The organism is Pseudomonas sp. NCCP-436 (assembly GCF_019656335.1).
GTDB lineage: Bacteria > Pseudomonadota > Gammaproteobacteria > Pseudomonadales > Pseudomonadaceae > Aquipseudomonas.
In genome coordinates this window covers 15,936-33,599 of record NZ_BPLZ01000021.1, presented here as the reverse complement: position 1 = coordinate 33,599, position 17,664 = coordinate 15,936, and the positions used below count along the sequence as shown (strand labels likewise).

The 17,664-nt window shown below is 58.8% G+C and carries 17 protein-coding genes; 3 read left to right on the top strand and 14 right to left on the bottom strand.

Annotated elements, in window-relative coordinates; genetic code table 11:
* Positions 1–17 precede the first annotated feature (17 nt).
* Positions 18–782: a GntR family transcriptional regulator gene (locus NCCP436_RS16575; RefSeq protein WP_220805071.1), complete on the bottom strand. Its 765-nt coding sequence runs from the start codon at positions 780–782 to the stop codon at positions 18–20.
* Between the two features lie 589 nt (positions 783–1,371).
* Here NCCP436_RS16575 and NCCP436_RS16570 point away from each other — a divergent pair.
* On the top strand, positions 1,372–2,715 hold the full coding sequence (locus NCCP436_RS16570; RefSeq protein ID WP_220805070.1) for an NCS2 family permease: 1,344 nt from the start codon (positions 1,372–1,374) through the stop codon (positions 2,713–2,715).
* Positions 2,716–2,773: 58 nt separating this feature from the next.
* Here NCCP436_RS16570 and flgL read toward each other — a convergent pair whose 3' ends face one another.
* The 13 genes from flgL to NCCP436_RS16505 form a co-directional block, all read right to left on the bottom strand.
* Entirely contained in the window at positions 2,774–4,018 is a 1,245-nt protein-coding gene (gene flgL / locus NCCP436_RS16565) for a flagellar hook-associated protein FlgL (protein ID WP_220805069.1), read from the bottom strand.
* A 73-nt stretch (positions 4,019–4,091) separates the two neighbouring features.
* Positions 4,092–6,167 (bottom strand): flagellar hook-associated protein FlgK, encoded by a 2,076-nt coding sequence (flgK, locus tag NCCP436_RS16560; RefSeq protein ID WP_220805068.1) that lies wholly within the window; start codon positions 6,165–6,167, stop codon positions 4,092–4,094.
* Positions 6,168–6,176: 9 nt separating this feature from the next.
* Entirely contained in the window at positions 6,177–7,337 is a 1,161-nt protein-coding gene (flgJ, locus tag NCCP436_RS16555) for a flagellar assembly peptidoglycan hydrolase FlgJ (protein WP_220805067.1), read from the bottom strand.
* 10 nt (positions 7,338–7,347) lie between these two features.
* Entirely contained in the window at positions 7,348–8,547 is a 1,200-nt protein-coding gene (locus NCCP436_RS16550) for a flagellar basal body P-ring protein FlgI (protein ID WP_259651515.1), read from the bottom strand.
* An 86-nt stretch (positions 8,548–8,633) separates the two neighbouring features.
* Complete coding sequence (gene flgH, locus NCCP436_RS16545; protein WP_220805066.1) at positions 8,634–9,332, bottom strand: flagellar basal body L-ring protein FlgH; 699 nt, start codon at positions 9,330–9,332, stop codon at positions 8,634–8,636.
* Positions 9,333–9,372: 40 nt separating this feature from the next.
* Complete coding sequence (flgG, locus tag NCCP436_RS16540) at positions 9,373–10,158, bottom strand: flagellar basal-body rod protein FlgG (protein ID WP_220805065.1); 786 nt, start codon at positions 10,156–10,158, stop codon at positions 9,373–9,375.
* A gap of 46 nt (positions 10,159–10,204) precedes the next feature.
* Positions 10,205–10,945, bottom strand: a complete 741-nt coding sequence (locus NCCP436_RS16535; RefSeq protein WP_220805064.1) for a flagellar basal body rod protein FlgF — start codon at positions 10,943–10,945, stop codon at positions 10,205–10,207.
* A 210-nt stretch (positions 10,946–11,155) separates the two neighbouring features.
* Positions 11,156–12,703 carry a flagellar hook protein FlgE gene (locus NCCP436_RS16530; RefSeq protein ID WP_220805063.1) on the bottom strand — a complete coding sequence of 516 codons (1,548 nt, stop codon included), beginning with the start codon at positions 12,701–12,703 and terminating at the stop codon, positions 11,156–11,158.
* Positions 12,704–12,742: 39 nt separating this feature from the next.
* Positions 12,743–13,408, bottom strand: coding sequence for a flagellar hook assembly protein FlgD (gene flgD, locus NCCP436_RS16525; protein WP_220805062.1), 666 nt, complete (start codon positions 13,406–13,408; stop codon positions 12,743–12,745).
* Positions 13,409–13,430: 22 nt separating this feature from the next.
* On the bottom strand, positions 13,431–13,874 hold the full coding sequence (gene flgC, locus NCCP436_RS16520) for a flagellar basal body rod protein FlgC (protein ID WP_220805061.1): 444 nt from the start codon (positions 13,872–13,874) through the stop codon (positions 13,431–13,433).
* Positions 13,875–13,885: 11 nt separating this feature from the next.
* Positions 13,886–14,287, bottom strand: a complete 402-nt coding sequence (flgB, locus tag NCCP436_RS16515) for a flagellar basal body rod protein FlgB (RefSeq protein ID WP_220805060.1) — start codon at positions 14,285–14,287, stop codon at positions 13,886–13,888.
* 241 nt (positions 14,288–14,528) lie between these two features.
* Positions 14,529–15,356, bottom strand: coding sequence for a protein-glutamate O-methyltransferase CheR (cheR, locus tag NCCP436_RS16510; RefSeq protein ID WP_220805059.1), 828 nt, complete (start codon positions 15,354–15,356; stop codon positions 14,529–14,531).
* Positions 15,357–15,398: 42 nt separating this feature from the next.
* Positions 15,399–16,331 (bottom strand): chemotaxis protein CheV, encoded by a 933-nt coding sequence (locus NCCP436_RS16505; protein WP_220805058.1) that lies wholly within the window; start codon positions 16,329–16,331, stop codon positions 15,399–15,401.
* 77 nt (positions 16,332–16,408) lie between these two features.
* Between NCCP436_RS16505 and flgA the strand changes: the two genes are divergently transcribed.
* Positions 16,409–17,164 (top strand): flagellar basal body P-ring formation chaperone FlgA, encoded by a 756-nt coding sequence (gene flgA, locus NCCP436_RS16500; RefSeq protein WP_220805057.1) that lies wholly within the window; start codon positions 16,409–16,411, stop codon positions 17,162–17,164.
* Between the two features lie 135 nt (positions 17,165–17,299).
* Positions 17,300–17,635 (top strand): flagellar biosynthesis anti-sigma factor FlgM, encoded by a 336-nt coding sequence (flgM, locus tag NCCP436_RS16495; protein WP_220805056.1) that lies wholly within the window; start codon positions 17,300–17,302, stop codon positions 17,633–17,635.
* Positions 17,636–17,664: the final 29 nt, after the last annotated feature.

Genomic DNA, 17,664 nt, shown 5'->3' with positions numbered 1-17,664 from the left:
GGCGGCGAGCGTCAGGATCAACGACTGGCAGCGTTGCGACCTGTTTTCTTGCGGGTTTGCAGCAGGTGCGAAAACACCGCATGCAGATCATCCGAGGCGCTGTCTTCGTCCAGATTCAGCTTGCTGTCGATGTGATCCATATGGTGCATCATCAGGTGTACCGCACGCTCGGCATCACCTGCCTCGATGGCGTCGATCAGCTTGTTGTGCTCATCGTATGAACAATGCGAACGGCCACCGCTTTCGTACTGGGCGATGATCAGTGAGGTCTGCGACACCAGGCTGCGCTGGAAGCTCACCAGCGGTGCATTGCGGGCAGCCTCGGCCAGCTTGATGTGAAACTCCCCAGACAGCCGGATACCGGCGCCACGATCACCGCGGGAAAAGCAGTCCTGCTCGTCACGTACCATCTGGCGCAATTCGGCCAGTTGCTCGGCGGTGGCATATTGCACTGCCAGTTCGGTAATGGCGCGCTCAACCAGGCGACGGGCGTAAAAAATCTGCCGGGCTTCGTCGACGCTAGGGCTGGCCACCACGGCACCGCGATTTGGCCGCAGCAGCACCACGCCCTCGTGGGCCAGACGCGACAGGGCACGGCGGATAATGGTACGGCTGACGCCGAAGATCTCTCCCAGCGCTTCCTCGCTCAGCTTGGTGCCAGGCGCCAGCCGCTGTTCAAGGATGGCATCGAAGATGTGGGCGTATACGACATCGTCCTGCGTCCCGCTACGGCTCTTGCCAAGTCGCGGCTGCTTCTTCAGAGGCTGCAATTGATCGTTCATGCTGGCTCGCGTCAATGAGAATCGCCGTATGCGACTCTACTGTGAACTATCCGGTATCTGACGAGCTCCGAGCGGAAAACTCGGAGGAAAAGTAGGCCAATTGTACACAAAGCAACCAATCAGCGCATCTGTGATGCGTTGCTTTCTTGACAGTTTTTCCAGCAGAAAATACCGGCTGATCTTTCGGAAAGTTTCAATTCTTTCTTCATAATGGAAGCCCATCTCAGACCCGTTACCGATATAGGGCTGCGATCCTCCTTATCGGACCTCTCTCGCACAGTTCCATGTCACCCCGCCGAAGTCGGCATCCTATTGATTTTCAGGGATTAAATGCTTGTAAAAGACGGATTGTCGACATATCCGACCGCTATCTACTCAGCAATTGGCTAACGTTGCATAGATGCAACAGTGAAAACATTTATTGATTTTTTTGTATACAACAGGATAATCGCGATCGAGTGACTTCTTGACCGCTCGGTCAATAACTAGGCGAGGAAGCACTACATACGACACCGCCTGCCTCAGAGAGTCGTGGGTCTTGCACAGGGCTCTGGGCGGTACACAACAAAAGAAATGAGGAGTATCCGCTGTGGAAAGCGTCAAACAAGAACAACAGGCGACTCAAGTGGTGGAAAGAACCGGCCTACTGGACCGATTCTTCAAGCTGACCGAGCACCGCACCACTATTCGGACCGAACTACTGGCAGGCCTGACGACCTTCGTCACCATGGCCTACATCATCTTCGTCAATCCCAACATCATGGCTGCCGCCGGCATTGATCATGGTGCGGCCTTCGTCGCTACCTGTATCGGTGCGGCACTGGGCTGCTTTCTGATGGGACTGTACGCCAACTGGCCGGTGGGTCTGGCGCCGGGCATGGGGCTGAACGCTTTCTTCACCTACACGGTAGTCGGTGACATGGGCTATAGCTGGGAGATAGCGCTGGGCGCTGTGTTCATTTCCGGCGTACTGTTCATGATCATGAGCCTGTCGAAGATCCGCGAATGGCTGCTCAACAGCATTCCCATGAGCCTGCGCTTCGCCATGGGTGCCGGGGTGGGTCTGTTCCTCGGGCTGATTGGCCTGAAGACCGCCGGCATAGTGGTCGACAGTCCGGCTACTCTGCTGACCATGGGCTCTTTTGGCGACCCGTCGGCTCTGCTGGCCGCTATCTGCTTCCTGCTGATCGCCGTACTTAGCCACCGCAACGTATTCGGCGCGATTCTCTTCAGCATGCTCGGCGTAACCGCCATCGGCTGGGCTCTGGGCCTGGTGGAGTATGGTGGACTGGTATCGATGCCGCCGAGCCTGGCGCCGACCTTCCTCGCCATGGACGTGGCTGGCGCGCTCAACGTGGCAATGGTCAGCGTGATTCTGGCCTTCCTCTTCGTCAACATGTTCGACACCGCCGGTACCCTGATGGGCGTGGCGCATCGTGCCAACCTGGTAGACGAGGACGGCAAAATCCAGAACCTGTCGAGAGCACTGAAGGCTGACTCCACCTCCAGTGTGGTCGGTGCCGTGGTCGGCTGCCCGCCGGTAACCAGCTACGTGGAAAGTGCCGCAGGTGTCGCTGCAGGCGGCCGCACCGGGCTGACGGCAATCACAGTCGGCTTCCTGTTCCTCTGCGCGATGTTCTTCGCACCGCTGGCCGGCATGATCCCTGCCTATGCCACTGCCGGTGCACTGATCTACGTGGCGATGCTGATGATGAGCGGCATGGCACACATCGACTGGAAGGATCACACCGATACCATTCCGGCCATCGTCACCGTGGTGATGATGCCGCTGACCTTCTCCATCGCCAACGGCATCGCCCTGGGCTTCCTCACCTACGCCACACTGAAGCTGCTGACCGGTCAGCGCGACAAGGTCTCGGTTAGCCTCTACGTGCTGTGCATCATCTTCATCGCCAAGTTCGCCTTCCTCTGAAAACGACCGGGCCGGGATTCTCCCGGCCCGCTTTCCTTCCGCTGAACCTGCCGTATGGTTACATGTGATTGAACAGATTCAGCCCGGCGATTTTCACATAGCTCTGCTGCGCAGCCTCAAGCACGATGGACTGGAACGACAGCCGCGATAGCGCCTCGGCATAGTCCAGCTCACGCAGTTCGGCCTGCACGGACTGGTTGACCAGCGTGACATCCTCGTTGTCAGTCAGAGTCGTCTCGATCACATTGAGACGTGCGCCGATCTTGCCCCGCCCCTGATCCAGTACCGTCATGCCGTTATCCAGGTTGGTCAGCCCAAGCGCGACAGCATCGCGCACCTGACGACTGCCCTCGAGCTGATCCGTAGCCTGCTCCAGCACCTTGCGTACCGTGGCGATGGTGTCAAGGATGCCCACCTTGTTGGCCGGCGCAGTCTGCGGATCATCATCCGGCGGCGTAACGGTAAAAGTGGCCGGAAGATTCTCAGGCACTCCATTCACATAGAAGGCAGCGCCCTGATAACGCACCAGGGTGTCTTCATCCTCGTTGAGCCGTCCGGGAATCGGAGTTCCGTCATTGCCCAGCTCATCCACCGGTATCAGCTCGTAGCTGTAGGGATCGTCCGGGTCGTTGAAGTCCAGGCGAATTCCCCCCTGCGGAAAGCGCGCGAAGGACACCTCGTCATCGACCAGTGCACCGCTGAGCGTGCCGTCGGCCGGACTGATGCTCAGGCGCGCAGCATTGCTACCACTCTCGAACAGTGCCCGGCCACTGTCGCTGATGGGAATCTGCAGCGAACTGGCGATCTGCAACTCACGCTGGCCATCGTCGCCGGCATACAGATAACTGCCGTCAGGCTGAACGGAAAATGGCTGGGTCTTACCCTGATAGCCGGCGAAGATGTACTCGCCGCGGGCATTGCGAGTGTTCATAAGACCGAGCAACTCCTTTTCCCGCTCGGCCAGCTCGGCAGCGATGGATTGCCGATCCTCCATGCTGCGTGAGCCGTTACCTGCCTCCACCAGCAGGTCGCGCACGCGTTGCAGCACGGTATTGATGGAGTTCAGCGTGACCTCTTCCTGCTGCAGACTGTTCTGCGCCGCAGTGAGGTTGTCCTTGTACTGACCAAGCACACTCTGCTGCTGCTCCAGCTGCAGCAGTCGAACCGAGGCCACCGGATCGTCGGCCGGAGTAAGAATACGGTTGCCCGTGCTGATCTGCTCCTGGGTACGAATCACGTTCGAGTAGTTGCGCTGCAGGCCGTTTACGCCGTTGTTGAACGCCTGGATAGTGGAGATACGCATATCGAAGCCTCTGTATTACCGCCTTTCGAAACATACCCTGTTGGTAACCAACGCCTGCAGCGAGTGCCCACCGTCAGCGGACGGAACTGATCAGTGTGTCGAACAGGGTGCGTGCCGTCTGAATGATCTGTGCTGATGCCTGGTAGTACTGCTGAAACTTGATGAGATTGGCCGCTTCCTCGTCCAGATTGACACCTGACAGCGAATCGCGGCTGTCAGTGGCCTGCTTGAGGATGGCACTGGTAGCATCATCGTCGAGACGTGCCTGGGCGGTCAGCGTGCCGACCCGCTCGACCAAATCGCCGTAAGCGTCGGTCAGGTTCATCCCGGACAGTCCCGCTGCGCCCTGACGGATTCCAACCAGCTCACGAGTCTGCAGGTTGACCAACTCCAGAGCATTACGGTTGTCGGATACGCCCTTGTCATTGTGACCGACGCTGAAGGTATCACCCTCCTGCGGACGCCCACTGAAGCTCTGCTCGATACGAAAGCTCTGGGTCACACCGCCGACGCTGACTTCCAGCTCATAGCTGAGCGTGTTGTTCTGCCCCGGAGTGACCGACAGTGCTGCCGGAGTAACCGATACCCCGGCCGGCAGCGGCGCCTGAAACACCAGCTCGCCAGTTGCCTCATCGTAGCGCATGGTCAGACTGCCAACCGCTTCGACCGTGGCCTGCTGCAGCGCATCGGACAAGTAACTGCCTGCCGGATAACCTGCAGGCGGGTTAGCCGGGTCGATGACCGAGAGCACAGTGGGCTGGCCGATCTGCCCGGTGCCACGATTCTGGATGTGCGCTTCGCTACGCAGCGGCGCCGCAAGGGCCAGTTGATCGGGCTGATCAAGTACCGCCGCAATGTCCAGTGAGCCGTTACGGGTCGGCTGCAGCAACAGGCGATCTCCGGCAAAAGGAGCGCCGCTCAGAGTGACACTGAAGCCCTGATCATTGCCCGTTGCGTCGCTGAAGCGTAGCTCGGGGAAGTTGCTCGCATCGACCGTAATCTCCGCATTGTCACTGAGGCGCCGCGCGCGATAGGTACTGCCGTCATACTCCAGGCGGTAGTCACTGGCATGCAGCAGACGATGGTTGTCAATCGACAGTGTGCCGGAAACCTGGGAAATGTTGTCGCTGAAGGCACGCACGCGGTGACCAAGCAAATCCGAGCTGTTGCTGTCCTTGAACAGATTGACGCCAACATCACCCTTCAGATCCAGCCCCTGGCCGAGCTGGGCATTGAGCTCCTCGCCAATCACCATGGCCAGACGCCCCAGGGCATTGAAGCTGGCGTCCAGCACTTCCTCACGGTAGCGCAGCAGGCCGCCAAGCTCTCCACCGGTAATCTGAGTGGTGATGCTCTGACGCGAGCCACCGCTGATGAAATCAATATCGAAACGGGTCGGATCGCCGCGACCAGGAACCGCCTCGACTCGCGACACGGAATTGCCAATCACCAGCGGCTGGCCGCTGCCGATAAACAGGTTGAAGGTGTTGTCGTCCTGCGGCACTACGGTAACGCCGATGTACTCGGAAAGTTGGCGAACCGCCTCGTCTCGGGCGTCCAGCAGATCGTTCGGCACACCGCCGGCTGCTGACGCGCGGCCGATAGCCTCATTGAGCTGGCCAACGGTGCCGGCCAGACGGTTGACCTGCTCGGTAACCACCTGCATCTGCTTGTTGGTGAATTCGTTCTGGCTGCTGAGGCTGGCATACAGACCGTTGAAGCGACGCGCCAGGCCTTCGGCTTCGGACAACACCAGTTGCCGCGCCGGAATATTGGCAGGGTCTTCGGCCGCCGTCTGCAGAGCACCGAAGAACTTCTGCAATGATGGCGTAATGCCGGTGGTCGAGCCGGCCAGAAGCGAATCGAGCTGGCTGATCTGCCCGAGGTAGGATTTAACGTCGGCGCTCAGCGCCGTGCTGCTGCGCACTTGAGTGGTAAGAAATTCGCTGTAACTGCGACGAATGTCCGTCAGCGAGGTTCCCGTGCCAATGTAACCGGCACCACTGAACTGCGGTACCCGCGCCGCCTGCGAGGTATCCTGGCGTGAATACCCCGGCGTGTTGACGTTGGTGATGTTGTGGCCAGTGACAGTCAGCGAGGTCTTGGACGCTGCGAGCCCGGAAAGGCCTATGCTCATCAAATCAGCCATGCTTCAACCTCAAATTCTCGCGGTGGCGCCGTCGGCGGCAGCCACAGCCTGATAGGTCTGCATCTTGCGGGCAATCTGCGAGATCTTGCGTGCGTAATTCGGATCCGTTGCATAACCCGCCTGCTGCAGTTCTTGGACGAAGCGCTCGGGGTTCTCCGTAGCACTCAAGGCCTTCTGGTAACGACCATTACTCTGCAAAAAGCTGACGTAGTCCTCGAAGCTCTGGGCATAGGAGTCGTATGCGCGGAACTTCGCCACCTCGCGCACGGGCTTGCCATCGCGGTATTCGGTGGTCAGCACTCGTGCCGAATCGCCATTCCAGCTCTGGTGTGTCTTGATGCCGAACAGGTTGTAACTGCTGCCGCCATCACCGGTACGTATGATGGACTTGCCCCAGCCGGTTTCCAGCGCGGCCTGCGCGACCAGGTAGCGAGGATCCACACCAATCTTGCTCGCGGCCGCTTCGGCCATGGGTAGCATGGTGGCAACAAATTCCTGCGGTGAGCTAAAGGCAGCCTTGCCCGGAGCAAGTGGCGGCTGGGCCAGGCGGCGGCCGGCAAAGGTATCAGTGCTGCCGCTGGACAATGCCGGCTCAGTCCGAGGCCGCGCAGCAATCCAGTCCTCGCCTGCCAGACTCTTGTCCGAAGTTTCTGCCGCAGTCGGCACAATACCGGCCAGCAAGCGATCAGTCAGCTTGCCCGGCACAGCAAGGCGACGCCGGTTGAGTAACGCCGCATCATCACGTAACGGGTCAGTAGCGACCAGCGGCTCATCACTGGCCGCTGGCTGTTCGATCTGGGCAAAAGGATTGGGTCGGCTGGGGCCCTGCTTGAGCTTCGACATCTGTCGCACCAGCACATCAGCCAGGCCAATACCACGGCCTTCCCTGGATAGGGTCACGGCCAACTGCTGGTCATGCATGTCCTGGTAAGTCTTGCTCTCGCTGCTATTGAGGAAGTTATCCTCGCCGAACACTGCGTTGGCTGAGCGCATGGCCTTAAGCATTTCATTCATGAACAGCGATTCGAATTCCTGAGCCACCTTGCGGATGTTCTGCTCGGTGTCGCCGCCCACCTTGAACTGGTTGAGACGGTTCAGATCGGTGACGGCGCCGCTGTCAAGCGGGCTGATTCCCGTGCCGAGCAGGCCGGCAGAAAGTCGTGAGTCCATGAATGCCTCCTCAGATCACGATCAGCTCGGCCTGCAATGCGCCAGCCTGCTTGAGCGCTTCCAGGATCGCCATCAGGTCGGAAGGCGCCGCGCCTACCTGGTTAACGGCGCGAACGATCTCGTCGAGGCTGGTGCCCGGGCCGAACTTGAACATCGGCTTGGCCTCCTGCTCGGCTCCTACGCGAGAGCGCGGCACCACCGCAGTCTGACCTCCGGAAAAGGCTTCCGGCTGGCTGACGATGGGGTCCTCGGTAATGGTCACAGTCAGGCTGCCATGAGTTACCGCAGCCGGCTGCACGCGCACATCCTGACCAATGACGATGGTGCCGGTACGCGAGTTGATGATGACCTTGGCCACTGCCTTGCCGGCCTCCACCTCAAGGTTCTCCAGCACCGACAGGTAGTCGACCCGGTGTGCCGGATCCAATGGCGCACTGACGCGGATCGAGCCGCCATCGATGGCTTGAGCCACGCCAGGGCCGAGTAGATTATTGATCTGGTCGACAATGTTTTTTGCCGTGGTGAAATCCGGGCGGTTGAGGTTCAGTGTCAGGTAGTTGCCCTGGTCAAAACCGCTGGGCACCGGCCGCTCTACCGTGGCACCGCCAGGAATGCGACCGGCCGACGGCACATTGACGGTGATCCGTGAACCATCGGCACCACCCGCGTCGAAGCCGCCAACCACCAGATTGCCCTGAGCAATGGCGTAGACGTTGCCGTCGATCCCCTTGAGCGGAGTCATCAGCAGACTGCCGCCACGCAGACTCTTGGCATTGCCGATAGAAGATACGGTGATGTCGATAGTCTGACCTGGCTTGGCGAACGGCGGCAGCTCAGCATGCACCGAGACTGCAGCAACGTTCTTCAACTGCACGTTGCCACCTGGCGGTACCTTGATGCCGAACTGCGCCAGCATGTTGTTGAAGGTCTGCACAGTAAAGGGCGTCTGAGTAGTCTGGTCGCCACTGCCATTGAGACCGACCACCAGGCCATAGCCGATCAGTTGGTTGCTGCGCACACCCTGGATGGTCGCCAGATCCTTGAGCCGCTCGGCATGCACCGGCAGGCTCAGCAACAGGCACAGCAGCAAAGTCGCCAGCAACAGCCAGTCGTTGGCACCACGACGCCGGTAGCCGCGTGACTCCAGAGCGAATTGCTGACGACAGGACAGTGTCCGAGCAGCGGGCTGGCGCAGCGAGCTGCGCGCCATAGAGTCACGCCGAGGAAGGCTGAAAGCTTCACGAGCAGAACTCGTGACGGCTGGGGACATGCGCAGTTTCATCATCATACCCTTGCTCAGAACGGCCACATCGGGCTGAGGAAGAAGCGGCTCAGCCAGCCCGGCTGGCTGGCATCGGCGAAGGCGCCGGTACCGGAGTAGGTAATCCGCGCATCAGCCACACGGGTGGAGGACACGGTGTTGTCAGTCGCAATATCGTCGGCTCGCACCAGCCCGGAAATGCGCACCAGCTCATCTCCCGTATTGAGCGTCATCCACTTTTCCCCACGTAACGCGAGAATGCCGTTGGGCAGCACTTCCGCCACGGTTACGGTGATCGAACCAGACAGACTGTTACTCTGCCCGGCCTGCCCGGAGCCAGAAGCCTCACGCTCGCCATTAAAATTGACACCCAGATCCATGCTACCGCCGGTCAGCGGATTGCTGGCCGAAACAGAGGAGCCAAACAGCGAGGTCAGCCCCAGATTGGCACTGCTGTCCTTCTGGATATTGCTGTTGGCATTCTTGCTTGCCTGGGTGCGCTCATTGAGGGTGATGGTGATGATGTCCCCCACACGGAACGCCTTGCGGTCGTTATATAGATTGTTCTCGAACCCCGCCTGGTAAATGGCGCCGTTATTCTGCGCCTGTGGCAACGGCGTGCGCGGCAGCACCGGGGCGTAATAGGGGTCATCCGGCCTGGCAGTTGGCGCCACGCAGCCACTGGCCAGCAGAATCCAGGCCAGCAGGGGGAGACAAAGCATTTTCCGGGTCATGGCCACATACCTCGCGGCATTCAGAGCGAAATCAGGAAAATCAGAGGTTCTGCGTCACGAACGACAGCATCTGATCGGCTGTGGAGATCACTTTGGAGTTCATCTCGTAGGCCCGCTGGGTCGTGATCATGTTGACCAGCTCCTCTACTACGCTGACGTTGGAGTTCTCCAGAGTGTTCTGCAATGTGGTACCCACACCGTTGAGCCCCGGATTGCTCACCTGCGGCGCACCGCTGGAGGCAGTCTCGAGGAACTGGTTGTTGCCGACAGCTTCCAGGCCGGCCGGGTTGACGAAGTCGGCCAACTGGATGTTGCCGATTATCTGCGGCTGCGGGTTGCCAGCAGTGGTAACCGACACGGTACCGTCCTCACCGACAGTGAAGGTACGCACTTCCCCAGGAAGAACGATGGCCGGCTCCAGGGCAAAGCCCTGCGAGGTGACGATCTGGCCATCGGCATTGAGATGGAAGCTGCCATCACGGGTATAGGCGATGGTGCCGTCCGGCTGCAGGATCTGGAAGAAGCCACGACCGTTGATGGCCAGATCCAACGGCTGCTCGGTTGTCTGCAGACTACCGGGAGTAAAGATCTTTTGCGTACCGGCCACGCGCACCCCGGTTCCCAACTGCAGACCGGAAGGCAGCTCGCTGTCCTGACTGGACTGCGCGCCAGGTTGCCGGCGGATCTGGTACAGCAGATCCTCAAACTCGGCGCGGTCACGCTTGAAGCCGGTAGTGGCGACATTGGCCAGGTTGTTGGAAATGGTGGTCAGGTTCATGTCCTGGGCGGACAGACCGGTCTTGCTGACCCACAGTGCCGGAAGCATATCGTCTCTCCTCGGGCGTCGTTTTCATGACGCCGCGTTCTGGTAATTAGCTAATCTGCAAAACCCGAGCCATGGCGGCGGAGTTATCTTCGGCGGTGCGCATCATCTTCACCGACAACTCAAACTGACGAGACAGCGAAAGAATCGCCGTCATCTCCTCCACCGCATTGACGTTGCTCGCCTCAAGGAAGCCGGAAGTCAGTTGCACAGTGGCGTCCGGCTCTGCGGCAGCCTGCCCCCTGACCCGGATCAGGCCGTCAGTGCCCTTCTCCAGACTTTTCGGATCCGGGTTGACCAGCTTGATGCGGTCGACCTCGGCCAACACATTGGGGGCTTCACCCAGCGCACGAATACTGATGGTGCCGTCCTGGCCAATCTCCACCTTCTGCTCCGGCGGCACGGCAATCGGCCCTGCATTGCCCATTACCGGCAAGCCGTTGCCGGTACGCAGAATTCCCAAAGCGTCAATGTTGAGACTGGCAGTGCGCACATAGGCTTCACCGCCGTCCGGTGCCTGCACGGCAATCCAGCCCTGCCCGCCGATGGCAACGTCAAGATCGCGCCCGGTCTCCTGCAACGAGCCTGGGCGGAAATCCGTCGCCGGTCGCTCGCTCATGGCAAACACTCGCGCAGGAAAGGTTTCACCGAACAACGGCATAGCTCGTGCCTGCTCGAAGTCACGACGAAATCCCGAGGTGGAAACGTTGGCCAGGTTGTTGGCATGAGCACGCAGACCCAGTGTGTTGTTCTGCGCACCGGTCATGGCGACGTACAGCATCTTGTCCATCTGTTTCTCCGAGTGAGCGACGAACCCTTGGCTCTTTCACAGACTCCCAAGCAAAGCCCATGCCACCCACAAAAACAAATACAAGATACTGATTAAAAAGGATTTTTTATGAGCACGCAGAAAAGAATGAAAATAAGCGGCGAGGTTTTGCCGGTTCAGACAAGACAAAGCGGCAAGTCTGTCTTGCCGCTTTGTCACGGATGAGACTCATCAGCGCAGGTTGATGATGGTCTGGGTGATGGCACTCTCGGTTTCGATAGTTTTGGCGTTGGCCTGATAATTGCGTTGAGCAACGATCAGGTTAACCAGTTGATCCGACAGCTCAACGTTGGAGTCCTCCAGAGCCCCCGATTGCACAGCCCCCAAAGTGCCGGATCGTGGCGGGTTGCGCACCGGCTCACCAGAGGCCAGCGACTCCACCCACTGGGTTTTGCCAACCGGAGTCAGGCCCTGCACGTTGGCGAAATCTGCCAATAGCAGCTGCCCCTGCACCCTGGACTGGCCATTGGTATAACGGCCATAGATCATGCCGTTCTCGTCCACCTCCAGCCCCGCCAGTTCACCAGTGGTGTAGCCATCCTGCACCACACTGTTGACGGCAAAGCTGCTGGAATACTGGGTGGCACCACGGATATCCAGCCGCATACCTTCAGTATTGGGCAAAGCACCATTGGCTACCGGAATAGCCGGATCTCCCGACAGCGTCGAAGGCGTCCACTGATTCCCCCGCAAGGTCAGAGTGCCATCCTGGTTGATGACCCAGAAGTGATCCGCCGTCATCGGTGGGGCAGGATTGACATTGGGGTCATAGACGTTGGCCGAAGCACCTATGGGCTGCAGCTTGCCCGCAGCATCAAACTCCAGCTCCATAGAGATAGGCGAATTGTTCCCCACCCGTACGATAGCAGCGAGAATGTCCTCGGAAGTCGGTGCCGGCACCGCAGCAAGCATCGGCGATACCTGCGCATCAATACGACTGCGAAAATCCGAGGGGTCCTCCAGAGCTCCGAGAGCTGCAGCCAGTACAGCGGCAGGAGTACCACCACCCTCCAATACTTCTCGCGCCGCCAGATTCGCCTCACCAGCCTTGGGATGAGCACCGTCAATCAGTACATCCATGCGCCACTGGTTCGGCCCGGTCTTGACGAAGTACTGAGAAAACACATGGGCATTGCCCTGAGTGTCGTAGATATTGAACGAAGTGGACGAGTTATAGGTCGTCGGATCCGTCGGGCTGAACGGGCCATTAACCGGCTCGCTCAGGCGCGAGTTCAAATTGAAACGCTGCTCGGCCTGGGAGGTAGCGCGCGGCTCCTGGTTGGTAGCATCAACACGCAGGTTGCCCACCACACCCGGCTGCAGCACACCGTTGGCATCAACCAAATAGCCCTGCAGGTTGTAACCAAAGTTATCGACGATATAACCCTCTCGATCCGTACCAAAATAGCCGGCACGGGTATAGCTCAGCGCACCATTGTTGCTGACCTGGAAGAAACCGTTGCCGTTAATGGCCAGGTCCAGCACGTTCTGCGTGTAGTTGATGTTCCCTTGATTGAACAGCTGCGAGACGTTCGACAGCAGCACCCCACTGCCCTGCTTCACGCTACCGCCGCCGAGAATGGAGGCCGTATAGACATCGGAAAACTCCGCCCGTGACTGTTTGAACCCTGCAGTACCGGCGTTGGCAATGTTGTTACCAGTGATGTTGAGATCCTTGGAGGCAGCGCGCAAACCGCTGAGGCCAATGTTGAAAGACATGCAAGACTCCTTCGCCGGGGTTTCCGGCAGAACCTGAAATTACTGGCCGATGACCTGGACGCTAGACAGCGGGACACTGCCAAGCCCTGCAAGATTCAGCAGCAGTTCGCTCCCCCCGAGGATGACACTGTCGACATTGGCCGGCAGCAGGGTGTAAAGCCCCTTGGCTTCGTCACCGTAGGTAGCCTGGGCCTCGAACTTATAAGTACCCGGCGGCATCAGCTCGCCATTGCTGTTCTTGCCATCCCAGATGAAACTGACATTGCCAGCTTCCTGCTGCCCCAGATTGATCCGGCTCACTAACGCGCCGGAGTTGTCGTAGACGTTGACGTACACATTACTGCTGCTTACCGGAAGAACGGCGCTCGCCTTAAAGCTTTCGCTGGTATCGACCACCGCCTTGTCAGTCGGCACGATCACCTTGCGACCGACCAGCGAAGAGGCCTGCAGGGCCTGTGAAGACTGATAGGTAGACAGCAGCGCCCCCATACTATTGTTGAGATTCTCGATGCCCTCCAACTGGCTGAACTGGGCCAACTGAGCAATGAACTCACCATTCCCCTGAGGCTCCAGCGGATTCTGGTTGTTGAGCTGCGCCACCAGCAAATTAAGAAATTCGCTCTTACCAAGCTCCTTGTTCTGCCCGGTTGCCTGCTGATGCTGGTACTGATCCAGTACCGAGCCAGCACTACTGACTGTGCTCATTTTCTATCTTCCTCGCGATGGCCTACTGGCCCAGCGTCAGTACCCGCTGCAGCATCTGCTTGGCGGTATTCATCATTTCAACGTTGGTCTGAAACGCACGACTGGCAGAAATCATGTCCGCCATTTCCTCGACCACGTTGACATTCGGGTAATAGACATAGCCGTCAGCATTGGCCATGGGATGATCTGGCTCGTAGCGAGGCTGCAGACTGCTCTGATCCTCGACAACTCCCAGCACCTGCACACCACGGCCGACCTCATCCTGCTCCGCGAACAAGGATCCACGGTCACCGTTCTGAGCCTGCTGGTAGACAGTGGCAAACACTGGATGACGAGCCCTGTAGGTCTGATCCAGACTTGAGGACACCGTCTCAGCGTTGGCAATGTTGCTGGAAATGGTGTTGAGCCGAGTGCTCTGGGCACTCATGCCGGTTCCGGCGATGTTGAAAACATTGGCGAGAGACATGATTACGCTCCTTATTCGCCGCGCAGAGCGGTGGTCAGCCCTTTGAACTTGCTATTGAGAAAAGTGAAGCTCGCCTGAAAGTGAACCGCGTTCTCGGCGTAGTTGGCCTGCTCGACCTGCAGATCGACGGTGTTCTGATCCAGCGACGCATGGAAGGGCACACGGTAGGAGGCCTGCCCCTCACCACTCTGGATCCCTTCGGCCGGAATATGACGATCGTGAGTACGGTTCAGCGAGACACTGCCACGCTGCGCACTCTGCTCGGCCAGCACGCTGGCGAAATCCAGGTCACGTGCCTTGTAGTGCGGAGTGTCCGCGTTAGCGATGTTGTTGGCCAGAACCTCGGCGCGCTGAGCGCGAAAGCCAAGTGCCCGCTCATGGATACCAAGTGCATTGTCAAAATTGATGCTCATGTGGCGCCCTCACCGGCAATCCGGATTTACTGTTGGAGAACACTCAGCAAAGGCCGTGCCAACCAATAAACATCAATAAATTCAAAAGCTTGAATAAACTTTAGCGACATCCAGGCAGAAAAGCGGCAAAGCCTTACCGCCTACTGGCAAACAGGCGGCAAAGCCTGACAGCTCCCAGAGCAGCCAGACGCAAACACAAACGGGAGGCCATGGCCTCCCGTTTGTGTCGGTTCATCCCGGCCTACTTGGCCCGGTAGATGATCCCCGGATTGCACTGCACCATCTGGTACTTGTCAGGCAACCCGTTGAGTGCCTCTGATGCTCCGAGGAACAGATAACCACCCGGCTTAAGCGTGGCATGAATGCGCGTGAGGATGTCCTTCTTCACTTCGGCGGAAAAGTAGATCAGCACATTGCGGCAAAACACGATGTCGAACTTACCGAGGGTGGCATAGCTGTCCAGCAGGTTCAGCGGGCGAAATTCGACGCGACTTTTGATCAGCGGCTTGACCTGCCAGCGCCCTGGCCCCTTGGGATCGAAGTAGCGCTGCAGGCGCTCCTGCGACAGACCGCGCCCCATTGCCAGGCTGTCATACTCGCCCGAACGGCAGTTTGCGAGCATTGAGGGCGACAGGTCGGTCGCGACGATCTGAGCACCCGCCTTCAACTGACCCAGATTGGTTCTCTCGAACTCGTCAATAGCCATCGCCAGCGAGTACGGCTCCTGCCCCGACGAGCAGGCGGCCGACCAGATGCGCAACCGCTGCCCCGGATAGGCCTTGATCAGTTCGGGCAAGACCCGGCTCTTGAGCACTTCGAACGGATAGGTATCCCGGAACCACAGCGTCTCGTTGGTCGTCATGGCGTCGACCACCTGCTCACGCAGCCCTCCGCGAGGCTGGCTCTGCATACGCTGCACCAGCTCGCCGAGGGTCTTGATGCCATTCTGCTCCATCAGTTTGTTCAGACGGCTGGATACCAAGTACTGCTTATTGCTGCCCAGCAGAATACCGCAGGCCTTTTCCAAGAAAACCCGGAACTGCTCGAAATCCACATTGCCTGAAGACACTAGTGCCGCCTCACACACATAACATTCACCGAGAGTTTCCCCTCAGCCCCCTTCCGACAGCCGAATCCGATCGACTACTCGAGCCGCCAGATCATCCGGCTTGAACTTGGCCAGGAAGTCGTCAGCGCCGACTTTCTTCACCATCGCCTGATTGAACACCCCGGAAAGCGAAGTATGCAGGAGGATATGCAGCTTCTGCATGCGCGGATCGTTTCGAATCTCGGTAGTCAGGGTATAGCCGTCCATCTCCGGCATCTCAATATCGGAGATCAACATCAGTAGCTCCTGATCCGGATTACGCCCGTCATCGGCCATCTTCTTCAGATAGGTAAGCGCCTCGCGGCCATCATTCAGCGCCGTAACTTCCACCCCCACCGTCTGCAGACAGCGTGACACCTGCTTACGCGCTACCGACGAGTCGTCAACAATCAGCACGTGCTTGGTCACCGCCTTGCTCTGAACCTGCTCATCGATCACGCCATCGGAGATCACCTCGGAGGTGGGCGCTACCTCGGCAAGGATCTTCTCCACATCGATGATCTCGACCAGTTGCTGATCCAGTCGAGTCACCGCCGTCAGATAGTGGTCGCGGCCGGTACCCTTGGGTGGCGGATGAATTTCCTCCCAGTTCATGTTGACAATGCGTTCGACGGAACGCACCAGAAAACCCTGAACCTTGGTGTTGTACTCGGTAATGATGACGAAGCTGCTCTCGAGGTCGCCAAGAGCCATCCGCCCGGTGGCAATAGACAAATCAAGAATGGGGATGGTGCCACCACGGATGTTGGCCACCCCCCGCACTACCCGGCTGGACTTGGGCATGATCGTCAGGTTGGGGCACTGTAACACCTCCTTCACCTTGAACACATTGATGCCGTACAGCTGAGGGCCATCCAGGCGAAACAACAGCAACTCCAAGCGATTCTGCCCCACCAGCTGCGTTCGCTGGTTAACCGAATCCATCAATCCGGCCATACCCGGACTCCTTCTCGTCTAGTAACACCTACCCCTAGCAGCCTAGCAGGCGGCACGAGGCTTGCTACATCTTGGTCATGAAGCCAATAACGTCATCATTTCGTCAGCTACTGGCAAAGTGCCTTACCGCACTGTCACTTTTACTCGTTTTGCCGGCAGTCGGCTATAGCGCCATGGCGACAACCTATACCAGCAGCCAAGAGCTTATCGGCGCCACCGAGTCCTTTCTTGAGGAACTTGTCCGAGATTATCTACAGCGTAGCGAGATCCCGGGGCGTCATGAAATTCGTATCAACCGGCTCGACCCACGTCTGCGTCTGCCGGTTTGCAGCCAGCAGCTGAATGTGACACTGGAAAGTCCTTCCCAGCCACTGGGCCGCATCACCACACGGGTACGCTGCGACGGTAACTCACCATGGACCGTCTTCGTTCCTGCCGAGGTTCGCCTCTACCGCCCGGTTCTGGTTGCAACCCGACCACTCAGGCGCCAGAGCGTACTGCGCGCAGAAGACCTGCGCTTGGTGGAACAGGACGTGGGGACGCTGGGGCAGAACTTCCTTACAGATCCGGCCCAGGCCATCGGCAAAAAATTGACGCGCCAACTGGGGAGCAACCAGGTTTTGGCACCAGGGCATCTGCAAAGCGTCGAGATAATACGCCGTGGTGATCAGGTGGTCATCAGCGCCCGCAGCGGCACGGTTAGTGTGCGCATGCCTGGCGAAGCCCTCAGTGACGGGACTCCTGGGCAGCAGATAAGTGTGCGCAACCTACGCTCGCAGCGGGTGATCCGGGCCCGGGTAGTGGGGCCGGGACAGGTAGAAGTTGCCATGTAGGCATGTTTCTTGTAGTACGGTAGCCAGGCGATCTCCTAAACTGCTTCACTGGCACATAAAATTAATCCTAAAGTTTTCCCGGCGGTGGCCGAAAAGCTTGGCAAGCGTCCACCAATACACCCGAGGTTCTGCACCATGGTCATTGACTTCAACCGGCTGAACAATGCCAACACGCCCGCTTCTACCGGGCGCGCCGGCACGACTCAAGCCAGCCAGCGCAGCGAGTCGGCACAGCAGTCGAGCAAGGAACCTATCAGCACCAGCGGCGAACAGAACGGCAGCCGCGGTGAGTCCGTGCAGCTTAGCCATGAAGCCCAGCAACTGCAGAACATCAGCGAACGCCTGAAGGATCAGCCCGTGATCAACCAGGAGCGCATCGCTCAGTTGAAGCAGGCCATTGCCGACGGCAGCTATCAGGTAGACAGCACGCGCGTCGCCCAGAAGCTGCTTGATTTTGAATCCCAGCGCTAGTCTCCGGGCTGCGCTGGGGGTGTTGGACG